General features: G+C 37.6%; 12 protein-coding genes. 8 read left to right on the plus strand and 4 right to left on the minus strand.

What is annotated here, in order from left to right; genetic code table 11:
* Positions 1 to 145: 145 nt before the first annotated feature.
* The gene (locus DC53_RS07345; protein WP_033030580.1) at positions 146 to 769 is read right to left on the minus strand and encodes a glutathione S-transferase; all 624 of its coding nucleotides are present in this window, start codon (positions 767 to 769) and stop codon (positions 146 to 148) included.
* A 116-nt stretch (positions 770 to 885) separates the two neighbouring features.
* Here DC53_RS07345 and DC53_RS07340 point away from each other — a divergent pair, with 116 nt between their 5' ends.
* On the plus strand, positions 886 to 1,791 hold the full coding sequence (locus tag DC53_RS07340; RefSeq protein ID WP_033030582.1) for a LysR family transcriptional regulator: 906 nt from the start codon (positions 886 to 888) through the stop codon (positions 1,789 to 1,791).
* A gap of 59 nt (positions 1,792 to 1,850) precedes the next feature.
* On the opposite strand, the gene DC53_RS07335 is transcribed toward DC53_RS07340, so the two are convergent.
* Positions 1,851 to 2,702 (minus strand): universal stress protein, encoded by an 852-nt coding sequence (locus tag DC53_RS07335; RefSeq protein ID WP_008135486.1) that lies wholly within the window; start codon positions 2,700 to 2,702, stop codon positions 1,851 to 1,853.
* Positions 2,703 to 2,712: 10 nt separating this feature from the next.
* Positions 2,713 to 4,203 carry a SulP family inorganic anion transporter gene (locus tag DC53_RS07330; protein ID WP_033030584.1) on the minus strand — a complete coding sequence of 497 codons (1,491 nt, stop codon included), beginning with the start codon at positions 4,201 to 4,203 and terminating at the stop codon, positions 2,713 to 2,715.
* A 429-nt stretch (positions 4,204 to 4,632) separates the two neighbouring features.
* Here DC53_RS07330 and DC53_RS07325 point away from each other — a divergent pair, with 429 nt between their 5' ends.
* The 3 genes from DC53_RS07325 to DC53_RS07315 are packed head-to-tail and all read left to right on the plus strand — an operon-like array spanning position 4,633 to position 8,263.
* A complete protein-coding gene (locus DC53_RS07325) occupies positions 4,633 to 6,825 on the plus strand; it encodes an LruC domain-containing protein (protein ID WP_033030586.1) in 2,193 nt (730 codons plus the stop codon).
* Positions 6,825 to 7,277 (plus strand): hypothetical protein, encoded by a 453-nt coding sequence (locus DC53_RS07320; RefSeq protein WP_033030592.1) that lies wholly within the window; start codon positions 6,825 to 6,827, stop codon positions 7,275 to 7,277. The genes DC53_RS07325 and DC53_RS07320 overlap by 1 nt, the downstream gene beginning before the upstream one ends.
* A 35-nt stretch (positions 7,278 to 7,312) precedes the next feature.
* Positions 7,313 to 8,263, plus strand: coding sequence for an endonuclease/exonuclease/phosphatase family protein (locus tag DC53_RS07315; protein WP_033030593.1), 951 nt, complete (start codon positions 7,313 to 7,315; stop codon positions 8,261 to 8,263).
* 84 nt (positions 8,264 to 8,347) lie between these two features.
* On the opposite strand, the gene DC53_RS07310 is transcribed toward DC53_RS07315, so the two are convergent.
* Positions 8,348 to 9,268: a glycosyltransferase family 2 protein gene (locus tag DC53_RS07310; RefSeq protein WP_033030594.1), complete on the minus strand. Its 921-nt coding sequence runs from the start codon at positions 9,266 to 9,268 to the stop codon at positions 8,348 to 8,350.
* 204 nt (positions 9,269 to 9,472) lie between these two features.
* On the opposite strand from DC53_RS07310, the gene DC53_RS07305 reads away from it, so the two are divergent.
* Genes DC53_RS07305 through DC53_RS07290 form a run of 4 tightly spaced genes read left to right on the plus strand, consistent with a single transcriptional unit; the run spans position 9,473 to position 14,099 of the window.
* A complete protein-coding gene (locus tag DC53_RS07305; RefSeq protein WP_033030595.1) occupies positions 9,473 to 10,624 on the plus strand; it encodes a glycosyltransferase in 1,152 nt (383 codons plus the stop codon).
* Positions 10,625 to 10,632: 8 nt separating this feature from the next.
* Positions 10,633 to 12,045 carry a lipopolysaccharide biosynthesis protein gene (locus DC53_RS07300; protein WP_033030596.1) on the plus strand — a complete coding sequence of 471 codons (1,413 nt, stop codon included), beginning with the start codon at positions 10,633 to 10,635 and terminating at the stop codon, positions 12,043 to 12,045.
* Positions 12,038 to 13,393 carry an O-antigen ligase family protein gene (locus tag DC53_RS07295; RefSeq protein WP_033030598.1) on the plus strand — a complete coding sequence of 452 codons (1,356 nt, stop codon included), beginning with the start codon at positions 12,038 to 12,040 and terminating at the stop codon, positions 13,391 to 13,393. Before DC53_RS07300 ends, DC53_RS07295 begins: the two co-directional genes overlap by 8 nt.
* A gap of 1 nt (position 13,394) precedes the next feature.
* The gene (locus DC53_RS07290; protein WP_033030600.1) at positions 13,395 to 14,099 is read left to right on the plus strand and encodes an acyltransferase; all 705 of its coding nucleotides are present in this window, start codon (positions 13,395 to 13,397) and stop codon (positions 14,097 to 14,099) included.
* Positions 14,100 to 14,102: the final 3 nt, after the last annotated feature.

The raw sequence follows: 14,102 nt of genomic DNA on the forward strand, positions 1-14,102 counted from the left end.
CTTGTTCTATATTCACAAAAAAATCCGTAGTTAGTTTCCTATTACGGATTTTGCATGATCGTTTGGATCGGTCAACCGATCATTTTCTTAACTGATCGGCATTAGGCTTAATAGCCTCTTAAAAAATAGTATTAAAAACTTAAAACTAAGCGAGTAAACCCGCTTTTGTTTCAGGCATTGCTATAAAACCATCAAGTTTACGTACATTGTTTAACCATCTTAAAATATTTGGGTATTGTTCAAGTGATACGCCACCCTCTGGTGCGTGTGCTATGTACGAAAAGTTGGCAATGTCGGCAATAGTTGGCTGAGTGCCTACTAAGTACTCGCGATTTTGTAAGTATGCATCCATTGTTTTAAATAATGTGTGGGCAATGTTTATCGCGTTTTGATGATCAAGCTCTGCGCCAAATACCGTAACTAAACGCGCTGCACACGGACCTGACGCCACAAGCCCTGCAGCAACGCTCAACCAGCGCTGAATGTGCGCTTGAACAGTTACATCTTCAGGGTACCAGGTTCTGTTAGCATCAAACTTTTGTGCCAAGTACAGTAAAATAGCGTTTGAATCGTTAATAATGTCGTCGTTATGTTTTAGTACCGGTACTTGCCCAAAAATATTCATTTTTAGAAAGTCAGCGTGCTTTTGTGCGCCGTTTTGCAATGCAACATCAACCATATTTACATCAAGCTTTAAAAGCGATGTAAATAACTCTGCACGATGTGAATGACCAGATAAAGTAAAACGGTATAGCGTTAGATTGCTCATGGGTTGTCCTGTTTTTAATTTTAAATAGTGATTTTTAATAACGCTATTCTTTCACTATTATCCGTTTTGAAAAACCGAGCTAGTAAGGAATTAATGTCAATGCTATATTGACAATCATGGATACTATTATTGGCATTAAAACAATCATAGCGGTTGTTGAAACAGGCTCTTTTACAGCCGCAGGCGACAGACTAGGGCTTTCAAAGGCGCTGGTTAGTAAATACGTGGGCATTGTAGAGCAAGACTTAGGGGTTAGATTATTTAACCGCTCCACGCGCAGAATTTCGATTACCGAAGCGGGGCAAAGTTATTACACAAGCGTAGTACCTGTAATTGAAAGCTACAGTGAAATGCTCGATAACTTATCGGGTCAAACAGCGCTTGCTAGCGGCAAACTTAGGGTGAGTGCGCCGGTGTCGTTTGGTGAATCAAACCTTGCGCCGTTAATGCCTGAATTACTGAGCCGTTATCCTGATTTAAGTATTGATTTAGTGCTTTCAGACAAAACAATTGATTTGCTAGAAGAGGGGGTTGATTTAGCAATTAGAATTGGCAGTGTGTCTGACTCTAATTTAATCGCGAGGCAAATTACCAGTTACCCTTTAATTTTATGTGCGTCGGCAGATTATATAAACCGCTTTGGCGCACCAGCGAGTGTTGATGAGCTTGAACAACACGCCACAGTGATTGATAGTAACTTTAAAATAGGTCGCCATTGGCCACTTGTTTCACCTACTGGTGAGGCATTAACGGCAAACGTAAACTCGCGTGTTTCGGTTAATAATCCGCAAGCAGTAAAAGAGGTGGTTGTAGCGGGTGGCGGTATTGGCTTAATCCCTGAAATAGTGGTGAGAGACGATATTGCATCGGGCAAGCTTGTGCAGGTTATGCAAGGCTATAAAACCTTTGAGTTTGGCTTATTTGCTATTTATCCGCATAGAAAGTTTGTGGCTCAAAAGGTCACGTCGTTTATTCAGTTTTTATTTGAAAAGTTTGAAGCTAGGCCAAAAACAAAAGCCTAAAATCAGTTAAGTGATTTTAGGCTTTTAAGATTGATTTTAAACTTATTTAAAATAGCTACTTACTTTAAAATAACCACAGGCACATCGCTGTTTTCGAGCATTTTAATGGTGTTACTGCCCACAAAAAACTGCCTTAGTTTAGAGTGCCCAAATGCACCCATTACAATTAGTTCTACATTATTTTGCTCTTTATATTGCATTAACGAGTCAAAAATATTGCCCTCTAAAAAGCTTGCCGACACTTCAAAGTCCATACTGATAAGCTTGTGCTGTGCATTAACAAATTTTTCTTCAAGGTCTTTTTCGTTATTTTTAATACTCACTAAATGGCAATGCAAACCATGTAACAAGCCGCCATCAATCACTTGTTGTAGCGCTTTGTCGGCTGTTTCGCGGCCGTCGTACGCAATCATAAATGATTTAGGTTGTTTAAATGTTTCTGGAATAAGCAAAATAGGTTGTGTTGCATTGCGCACTAAGGTTTCTATATGTGAGCCCAGTACCGCAAAGCTATTACTATGTCCAGCACCATTTTGGCCAATAACAATAAGGCGTGTGTCGTCTTTTAAGTCTATAACGGTATCGAGCAAATCACCGTGGCGCTTAATTAATTCAAAATTAGTAATACCTGCCGATTTAGCATGCTCACTTACTGAGTTTAATAATTCGTCAGCCATTTTTAAACTTACTTTGCAGCGTTGTTCGTCAAGCTTAGTCATTTCATCAAGAAGTGTCGAATGCGCACCAAGCCCAATGCTGCCAGAGTAGTCGCCGATATTAGTTTGCTGCGTTTTTTCAATTGTATGCACAAAGCTAATTGGTTTATTTAGCTTTTTTGAAGCCCAAATAGCAGCGTCGGTTACATTTTTAGTAATGGCTGAGCCATCTACATAGGTAATTATTTTAGTCATTGCATTCTCCTTAATGTCCGCCAAGTAGTTTTTCGACTTCTTCAGGGTTGTTATGCACACCAAATTTATCAATTACAGTTTCGGTTGCGCTATTCATACCAATAATATTAACCGTTGCGCCTTCACGCCTAAATTTAATGACCACCTTGTCGAGTGACGATACACCAGTTATATCCCAAAAATGTGCATGGGTTAAATCAATTACGACGTTAGAAACTGCATTTTTAAAATCGAACGATGCAATAAATTGCTCAGCTGAGGCAAAAAATACTTGGCCAACGACTTCATAGGTTATTTTATCGTTGCTTTCATCATGCTTGGTTTTAACCACCATAAAGCGACCAATTTTATTGGCAAAAAACAACGTAGCTAACAACACACCAACTAAAACGCCAATGGCTAGGTTATGCGTGGCAACAACCACAATAACGGTGGAAATCATCACTACGTTTGATGAAAGCGGGTTCTTTTTTAAATCCTTAACAGAGGTCCAAGAGAATGTACCAATCGATACCATAATCATTACGGCAACTAGGGCTGCCATAGGAATTAAACGCAGCCACTCATCTAAAAACACCACCATTATGATTAAAAATGTGCCTGCAATAAAGGTAGAAAGCCTGCCGCGCCCCCCCGATTTAACGTTAATAATTGATTGCCCAATCATAGCGCAACCCGCCATACCACCGAATAAGCCTGCGCCAATATTAGCAATACCTTGGCCTTTACATTCTTTATTACGATCGCTCGTTGTATCAGTTAAGTCATCAACAATAGTGGCGGTCATCATTGACTCAAGTAAGCCCACAACAGCAAGACCAATTGAATACGGTAAAACAATTTGCAGTGTTTCGAGTGTTAGCGGTACATCGGGCCATAAGAATATAGGTAGAGTGTCTGGTAGTTCGCCCATGTCGCCAACGGTTCTTATATCAAGACCCAAAAATATTGAAACCAGTGTAATAACAACAATACACACTAAAGGAGAGGGAAGTATTTTGCCAATAGTTGGAATATATGGGAATAAGTAAATAATACCTAAGCCCGCTGCGGTCATCGCATAAACATGCCAAGTAACATTAGTCAGCTCAGGTAACTGCGCCATAAATATTAAAATCGCCAGCGCGTTTACAAACCCTGTTACAACAGATCGCGATACAAAGCGCATTAATTCACCGAGCTTTAAAAAGCCTGCAAATATTTGTAGTACACCAGTGAGTAAGGTAGCAACCAGTAAGTATTCCAAACCATGATCTTTAACTAGCGTCACCATTAACAGTGCCATTGCACCGGTGGCCGCCGATATCATGCCAGGACGTCCGCCTACAAAGGCAATAATAACGGCGATACAAAATGAGGCGTATAAACCTACTTTTGGATCAACACCGGCAATAATAGAAAAGGCAATCGCTTCAGGTATTAGGGCAAGCGCCACAACAATACCAGCAAGCACATCGCCACGAACATTAGAGAGCCAATCTCTTTTTACGTGATCAAACATGTAAATAACCTAATGAGTTAGTTTCCCAAAGTATAAGGGAATATTTTATTTAAATAACAGTGATTCTCGCACACCTAATAAAGCTTACAGATAAAGCGCTGACAAACAAGGAAGATAGATTACCTAAGGGCATTTTAATTTTAAAAAGCATCTATGGTGAGATGAAAAGTTAAGATCTTGGTATTTATAGAGTTCATAAGCTAGCTGGTTTATTTGCGATACTAATGATTTTAACACCTCTTATGCTTAGAACTTTTTCCGTCATATCTATTTTATAAACACGGTATTAATTCGCATAATGCAAATTAATAGAGTTGCAACATGCATAGAAATCGCTCTATTTTATTTTTTTATAAAGAATTCAATGTACTAAATTTTGGAATGAAGTCTGCACTGATTTATTTACTTAATAAATAAGGGCAACTAATTATGAAATTAACCCAATTATCCACAGCACTTTTATCACTAGTTCCGTGTGCTGTTTTAAGTCAGCCATTTGATGAATGTCCAAGTCAGGCTTTTTTAATGCAAAACTCAAAAGCACAACTGTATGGAATAGATTTAGTGTCTGCTAAACCTACCGTTTTAACGACAGAGCTGACGTTTGCAAATGAGGCTAATAATGAAAGTGTTAACGCAATAGGCTTTAATTATAAAGATCAATATTTATACGGGTTTAGTAAGCAATTACCAAGTAGTGTTGTGCAAATTGGTGATGATTTTGAAATGAAACGCTTAGATGTTGTTGGTCTTCCTGCAACAAATTTTTACGTTGGTGATATCCAAGTCATTGAAGATGAAGGAACTCAGAGCGCTTCATATTATGTTTATACTCCAAATTTTGGTCTTTATTCTATCAACCTAGATGGTGATTTAGATGCCTCTATTACAGCCACACTTCTACCTGATTCAGATACATGGAAGCTAGGTATATTTGATTTCGCTTTTCACCCAAAGAGTAATTTATTATACGCTGTAGAATCTAATGGTGACTTGCATGAAATAGACATAGCAGCTAATACCGCTCGATTTATTACTCAAGTAGACATTGGTGATGATACAGGGGCTTTTGGAGCTGCATACTTTGATATTAATGGGCAATTTTATTTCAGTAATAACAAAAGCGGTAAAATTCATAAGGTTGATTTAAGCATTAGCCCAGTTGTTGACTATACGCCGGTTGCTAACGTATTTACATCAGGCCCTAAATCAAGCCAAAACGATGGGGCACGTTGTGCCATAGCTGAAGTTAAAGTCACCGATAGCTCAATTGATTTTGGTGATGCACCAGCACCGTATAACACGAGTCTTGAAAAAAGTGGCGCTAGGCATCTGTTTGATCCTAATAGCACTGGCAGTGAGTTAATTTATCTAGGAGATTCTGTTGATGGCGAAAATATAAATACAGAAGCTGATTTAGTTAATTTTCCGATTGATGGATCGGATGATGGGGTTAGTTTTGTAACTGCTATATCTGCAGGTCAAGATAGCCAAATCATAGTTAGGGCATCAGCGACTAGCTTTTTATATGCATGGTTTGATTGGGATCAAAACGGAGCATTTAGTGAAGATGAACGAACGGTCACCAAACTTCAGCTTAATGAGGGTGATAACAGTATTCTTGTCAGTGTTCCTAGTAATACAAAGTCAGGACAAACATGGGCTCGATTTAGAGTAACTGATGGTACCGAAGCCTCGCTTATCACCGCAACAGGGGGAGTACTTGGCGGCGAAGTTGAAGATTACGAAGTAACTACATTTGCCAGTGCTGTGTATCCAGGTGAGAGTGATTGGGTAACGCTTGCTTACGAAGACAAATGGCCGTTTGCAGGTGATTACGATTTTAATGATGTCGTACTTAATTACAGAACGACTCAGCTAATAGAAGGCAGCAGTGTAGTTGGCTACAAAATAGATGGTCAACTTATAGGTATTGGTGCGACCTATCATAATGGCTTTGCTGTGAGGCTAAAGGAAACGGTAAATGGTAATCCACTCTCAATTTTAAGAAATGAAGTTGATGAGAGTGCTATTTCTTTGGTTATTGATGGGCAATTGCAAAATGGCCGTTATTTAGAAGAAAACCGCGATGAAGCTATTCTAATTTTTATGCAAGATACGTGGGAGTATGTTTCTAAACAGTCCGGTTGCGAATACTTTAGAACAGAAAATAACTGTGATGATAACGTTAAAGTCACATTTAGCATGACCATTCCATTAAAATTACCAAAAGCAATCACAGCCTCTCCAGGTACACTTCTTGACCCCTTTATTTTTGCAACAGATGGTTTTTATCACGGAGACTTTTTGGTAGGAAAAGAATCCAGAAGCTGGGAAGTGCATATCAAAAATCAAACGCCGACTGAAGCGTTTGACTCCTCATTTTATAACTATGTTGGCTCTGATGATGTGAGCGATCAGAGTAAAGGTTTGTATTTCCTTAGTGAAAGTGGCTTACCTTGGGCAATGGAAGTTGGTATGCAATGGCTCCATCCACTTGAGGGTGTTGATATAACTGATGCCTATGGCAGCTTTGCCGAATTTGCAGAGTCATCGGGTGCGCAAAAAACAAAATGGTTTAATGATTACAGTATTAATAATGTTGTAAAAGGGGATCAATAATGAATAACGCTATTATAATTTCAATGTTATCACTAGGTTTAATTGCATGTGGCGGCTCGGGTTCAGAAGAATCAAAAGCTCCTGAAGCAGCGGTATCTCTACCTTTGGAAAGTTCAAATGAACCTGCAGGAATAGCAGCTTTACAAATTGATGAACAATTTAACCTTTCCACTAAATACTCACTTAATCTTGATGTTGATCTTGGACTGGGAGAGGTTAGAGCGTATTTAAATGTGTGCCAAAAGAAAATATCAGCACAGCGGGCAGATTATAATAACTGCGTTTATAGAGGGCCATTGGCCAATAGTATGCTTGAAAAACAGCTTACACTGAGTCGCGAAGATATTGAGTTAATAGCCGAAATTTGGTTTTACGATAGCTCTACTCAGCCACTATTATATTCATGGAAATATAATTCAGGCGAAAAACAACAGTTATTTATAATGCGATAACCTTTGAAAGTTTTCACTCACGGGGTCAAAAATTTATGTTTAGAGCCTTAGGTATTAATAATCCGCAACGATTTTTTTTGCGGATTATTCTTTTGTTAGCCGCATTGTTATTTATTGCACTTGCGTATAATCCTTTAGAGCATTTTTATGCAGATGTGTTTGTGTCTCTGCGCTTACAATTATTGTCAGCTGCGTTAGTGTGTGCGCTGCTATTAATTACCCTCAAACTATTTAAATTAGGAGCCGCATTACTACTTGTGTGTATTGTAGGGGTTACCCCTGTGTTATTTAATCTATCTAGCTCAACATCCTACAGTGGGCCGGTATTATCTGTTAAGCAAATAAACTTAAACTATAGTAATAAATATATAGAAACTCATTTAGCAACGTTGTTGCAAAAAAAATGGGATGTGTTGATTTTACAAGAATTCAGCGACAAAAATCGTAATTTACTGAACCAATTTTTAAGTACAACTGATATGTTTGGCTATGAAGAGATAGAAGGAATTCCCTATGGCATAGTTGTTTTATCACGAATACCTATGGTGTATAAGCATCAAGTTAAATTGGATGCTGATAGATTAGGTTACATTAAATTGAAGTTTTTATTTATAGATCGCATTGTCACGGTTTTTGTAGCTCATCCTCCTTCCCCACGGTCAAGACAACATTGGCAAAATAGAAATACGTTATTAGCAGCACTAAACACGGCAGCACATAATGAAAAGGGCGTTTGGGTAATCGCTGGTGACTTAAATATTGTCCCTTGGTCTCAATACTTTAATTGGGATGATAGTAAAACGTGTTACGGAGAAAGTGAGCGGTATGTGAGCTTTATGCCTTTTGAACGTGGGCGATCTATTTTTACAGGCTTAGCCATAGATCATTGTATAATGAGTGAAGGCATTAATTTGCAAAGATTAACAGTGAGTGACTTTAAAGGCAGTGATCATAGAATGCTTAGTTATGATTTAATTATTGATTAACCTTAAAGGCTCAGGATTTTATGCTGAGCCTTTAAAAGTCGGTTTGCGTAAGCTATTTAATGGGCTTTGGTATATAAAAATTGCTCACGATAGCTTAATCGTCTGTTTTATATCATGTAATAGGTGCTGAAAATTTCGTTTGTGAGGAAATAACATAAAAGCAGCCGCTGTAATACGTAAGGCTTTAAATTTAAGCCCGATTTCCCTGTAGTACTCACCATAACACTCTAACATTCTCGCTTTAGCTTTAAGCTTTGTATCAAATCCAGTATCGTTTTTGCATCGAGAAATGATTACTTTCATTGCATTAAGTCTATTTTTTCTATTTGCTGTGATTGAGCCTGCCCTCATTAAATAGCCCATTGATGTTTGAAGTGAAAATGCAACATCACCAATTCGAGCTAATTTTAACCAACAATCCCAATCACTTGCGCTATTGAGTGAAGTATCAAATTTTCCAACGAAGCTGATAGCTGATTTTTTTACCACCACAGAAGACGTGCCTATCACATTAGCAAATAGGAGTAAGTCCATAGGTGATTTAAGGTTTTGATACCCTGTGCTATTTTTATCTATAAATTTTGAGAACTCCGGCCAATAAGAGAAACAATCAATAATTGGTTCATATTTTTCATTTACATGCATGTAATTAGTAAAACTTAAAACACAGTCACTATTTTGTTTCATATAGTTAATTTGATTGGATAACTTGTCGTCTGTCCAGTAATCATCGGCGTCTAAAAAGGCAATGTAATCGCCTTTAGCCTCAGATATTGCTCTGTTTCTCGCTTTTACAACCCCTGTATTTGGTTGTGCAATGACTCTAATTTCAGGCAGTGTTTTTTGAAGATTTTCTAACCATTCGACACTGCCGTCAGTTGAACCATCATCGACGACGAGTATTTCGTAGCTAATATTCTCTTGTCTAACAATGCTTGATATTGCCTTTGCTAAATAGGGCTTACAGTTGTAATTAGGAATAATAACGCTTACTTCAATGCTCATATTAAGTAACCTTCATTTTCTCAGGTAGTTAGACTACGCAAGATAAGCGCCAACGATTTTAATACGCTTCGGGGCGATTTTTTGTTTAATGGTTTGCATATTGCGATTTATCTTCGCATATTGATTTTTTAATGCTCATTTAAGCCGTTTTTTGCAGGGCATAGTTCTTGCGAAGTAACATTAAGTTTATCTGGAGTTTTTAAAATGAAACATATTGGTATTGTTGTCCCCAGCTTTCACATTCCATCAGAAACGTTTGTCGTTACTGAAATCAATGCTTTAGTTAAAGCAGGACATAAAGTAAGTGTGCTGACGTTCGAAAACTTGAATGAGTGCATCAATTTAGATAATAGCGTTCGTATTATTGTTATAAAAAAATCGACTCAGTCTGCTATTAGTTTTGCATTACAACACCCTGTTATGGCACTTAAAAGTAGCATATTGGCCAGTAAATTTAGCGCTATCTCTCTTGTATCGCTAATGGGTTATGGACTGAATATTGCTGAGATAATTCATTCTCGTAAAATCTCTCATATCCATTGCCATTTCATGCATGCCCCGCTCACATATTCAATAGTTGCCAGCAAAATTGCAGGTGTTAGCGTGTCCTCAATAGGGCACGGTCACGATGTTTACGTGAACGATTCTGATTTAAAACTTAAATTATCACTGTGTGATTTCTCAGTTGCGGTATGTAAAGACATGCAGATAAAGCTAAATAATTACAGCGCAGGTAAGGTTCAATTACTGCACTGTGGTATCGATTTAAGTATGTTTAACGCCAAACCAAGTCGTCTAAATGAGTCAGTAAAACTCTTATTTGTAGGGCGATTAGTTGAAAAAAAAGGTCTGCAATTTCTATTACCAGCAATAAAAAAGTTAAATAAAAAATACTCTATTTCGCTAGATATTGTAGGGGAAGGGCCTTTATTAAATGATCTAATTTATTTATGTGAAGAACTTAATATTGTTACTGAAGTTAAGTTTTTAGGTGCAAAAAGCCCCACATGGCTAGCAAAAAACACCAGTGATTACTCTGCCTTAGTGGCTCCTTTTTGTGTGTCTAGTAATGGTGACCGCGATACCGGTCCTGTGGTTTTAAAAGAGGCGATGGCCAGTGGCATTCCTGTAATAACGACAGAACTGATGGGAGCAAAAGAAATTGTTAATGACTCCGTTGGGTTTAAATGTGAGCCTTCTAGTATTGGCGGTCTCGAAAGAATTTTAACTGAATTTTGTGATCTTAGCCCGTATGAAAGATACGAAAAAGGACTAAATGCTAAAAAATTAGTGACTAAAAAGTTTGATGCAAATTCGCAAGCTAAAAAGCTATCTAACTGGATTCAAACTGTGTAGGTGAAACTATGAATGGAATTAAGCAAATTGCATATTTTGGTTTATCTACCTTATCACTTAAAGTGCTGGGGTTTGCTTTATTACCTATTTCTACACGTATTTTGAGTCAAACTGAGTTTGGTGAGCTAACTTTTTTAGTGTCAATATCAGCGGTTATGTCGTTACTTTTATGTTTAGGCTTACCGGAATTACTTTTTAAGCAACAAATAAACAACCCTCAAAAAAAGCGAGCATTATTTAGAGATGCATTTATTTTATGTGGTTTTTTCAGCAGTATCTTTGTGTGTGTATGTGTTTACTTTGTAGAGCCGTTTAGCGCGTTACTGCCTGTTTCATTAACTTTGATAGATATAAAACTGTTGGCTGTTAATTTAGCACTATCATCGCTGCTTTCAATTTTATTTTGTTACTTTAGATACTACGAGATGGCTAAGCAGTTTTGTATTTTAGCTATACTACAGGGCATTGTTCAAACTGTGTGTACGCTTGTATTGCTTTATTTAGGCTATGGGGTAACCGGTGTGATGGTGTCGGGTGTTGTATCGAGTGCTTGTGTATTATTTATAGCATTATCAGTTGTTTTTCAGCAGATTAGCATTGGCTTTAAATATATTCCTTGGAATATTAGCTATAAAAATAGTCTGTTCTTATTAAGCATTATTATCTCTTCATTGTTTGTATACGCAAATAACGGTGCTGAAAACTGGTTTATTGTAGCAAGTGTAGGTAAAGAAAAACTAGCTCAATACTACGTTGCAGTGCAGTTTGCATTAATGGCGTCGTTTACTTTTGAACCGATTAGAATGTGGTGGTTTTCTCGTCGTTTTAATGAGTTAGCACAAGATCGTACTCGTTATGTATTTTTATGCGAACTTAGTTTGGATATTGGCATATTACTTTGTGCGTCTATGACGATAGTGGCGCCTCATCTTTTAGCCGTAGTCTTACCCGATAGCTATCAATTAAATATATGGCTGTTACCGAGTTTAATTGTGATTGTGGTACTAAGACACCACAGTGATTTATTAAATATTGGTTGTTATACCAAATTCAACGGTTTTTTTGTCACTGTAGTGAATGTTATTAGTGCTTTAACAGCACTGATACTGCTTTTCTTTTTGGTGTCTGAATTAGCTGTACTGGGTGCTGTTATTGCTTTAATGGCAGCCCAGTTATTAAAAGCAATACTTTTTTTTGTTATAAGTCAAAAGCTTGAATATTTATCGTTTAGTGTAAAAAACCTTGTGCCGAGCTGGGGATGTTTTTTAGTCATTTATATGATGAGTGCTTTTGACTTTCCACAATATGTAATCTGCCAACTCATCACATTTATCTGCTTTTTAATGATCCTTTGTCATAAATATAATCAAATAATTAGCAATGTCATTCATCACATATTGAAGGGCAGAGTGCATGATTAATTGGTATAAAAAGCATTGTTTAATTATAAATGGGTTGCTTATTACAGCGCTAACGCTTGTGCTGTATATTTTATTTGGTCCTATTGCTGCATTTGCATTATTACTGCTGCCATTTGCAGGATACTTAGCGGTTAAGATAAGTACTGTATTTATTATTTTTTTTATTCTATTTAGTTATTTTAGATTACACGAAGCCTTTGTTTTTTTAATGCCCCTCAAAATACCTAAAATGTTGGCGCTCGCCTCGCTGTTAGGAATTACATGGCATTTGTTTATTTCAAAAACCTTAAAGCCACATTGGAGCTCAACACATCTGATTTTTGTTATTTGGTTTGCTTGGCTTACGGTGTGTGTGTTTAGTGCAACAAACAAAGGGTTGGCAATAGAGTATTGGATAGGGGTACTGGTTAAGGTATTTATTATGGTGTTTGCTATCAGCTGGTGGCTAACACGGTTCTCTCATTTTAGTTTTGTTCGCATGGGGATCATGATCTCTGGTGTTGCTGTTGCATTGGTTGCTTTAAACAACAAAATTAATGGCATTGGTCTAATTGAAGGTACTCGGGTGACTATTTCTCGTGAGTATCGCTCACAACTGGGTGATCCAAACGATTTATCTTTAGTGTTAATGTTTCCCGTTTCTTTTTTAGCCGCTGAGTTATTCAATTCACAAGTTAATAAATACCGTCGAATATTTGCAGGAATCGGTTTAATTTTTACTATTTCTGGTGTTATTGCTACGCAAAGTCGCGGTGGGGTACTCGGAATTGCGGCTATCTTAAGCTTCTTTTTATATCAAAAAGTAAAAAATCCTGTCGTTGTTGCAATGTGTGCAGGTGTTGCGATGTTAGCTATGATGGTTTTTGCTGGTATAAGCGACAGGCAAAGCGGTGGAGCTGCAGAAGATGGGGTTGATGAATCTGCAATGGGTCGAATATACGCGTGGCAAGCAGCAATTAATATGGCGCTGTCGAACCCCTTAACAGGCGTTGGTGTAGATAACTTTTTTGTAAATTATTACTTTTACAGTCCTCATTGGGATGGCAAGAATCATGCAGTACATAGCACCTGGTTTCAGGTTTTAGGTGAAACAGGTTTTGTTGGAATATGTATATTTCTGGTTTTAATTGCCAGTATTTACCGAAGTCTTTCGAGAGTTTATTGCATTAATAAACTTAACTACAACCACCAAGTTGTTGTTAATGCTAATGCATTAAAGGCTGGCATTATTGGGTTTATGGTTGCTGGTACATTCCTAACACAAGCATTTACTTGGCCTTTATATATTATTCTGGCACTAACAATTGCGCTAGAAAAGCTCACAATACAAAGCAATAAGGAATCGTAGTATGTTAATACATTTTAAATACTGGCTTAAGAATAGCCCTCATCCTGTTGCGAAATCGCTGTTTTATTTTGCAACTTATCTTCGCAATCCACAAATGGTGGTTATTCCGTTATTTCACTCTGGATTCTATTACCTACATCAATTTTTAAAAACATTTTCCCATGAATTACTAAGAATACTTTATTACACCCCACTGTTTAAAAGTCAGATAAAAGGGAGTAAAAAACAGTTGTTTCTTTACTCAGGTATGCCACAAGTTTTGGGGGAGCTTAAAATTGAGTGCAGCGATAACGTACGGATGTCGGGTATATCGACTTTTTGTGGGCGGGTGGGTAGCGTTACCACGCCAACTTTAGTTATTGGTAATAATGTAGATATAGGTTGGCAGAATGCATTTTCGGTAGGTCGAAATATTACGTTAGAAGATGATGTGCGGCTCGCGGGACGTATTTTTTTAGCCGGTTTTCCTGGCCATCCAGTTGATTGTGAACGAAGAGCACTTGGGGAGAGTGATGATGAGTCTCAAATTGGCGACATTACTATTAAACGTGGTGCGTGGCTTGGTACTGGAGTGACTGTTCTTGCTGGCGTTACTATAGGCGAGGGGGCAATTATAGGCGCAGGAAGCGTTGTTACGAAAAGTATTCCGCCTTTTACTATTGCAGCAGGTAATCCGGCTAAAGTGGTCAAACACATCAAGGAATAATAA

Origin of the sequence: Pseudoalteromonas fuliginea (genome assembly GCF_000690055.1) — a bacterium.
Taxonomy (GTDB): domain Bacteria; phylum Pseudomonadota; class Gammaproteobacteria; order Enterobacterales; family Alteromonadaceae; genus Pseudoalteromonas; species Pseudoalteromonas fuliginea.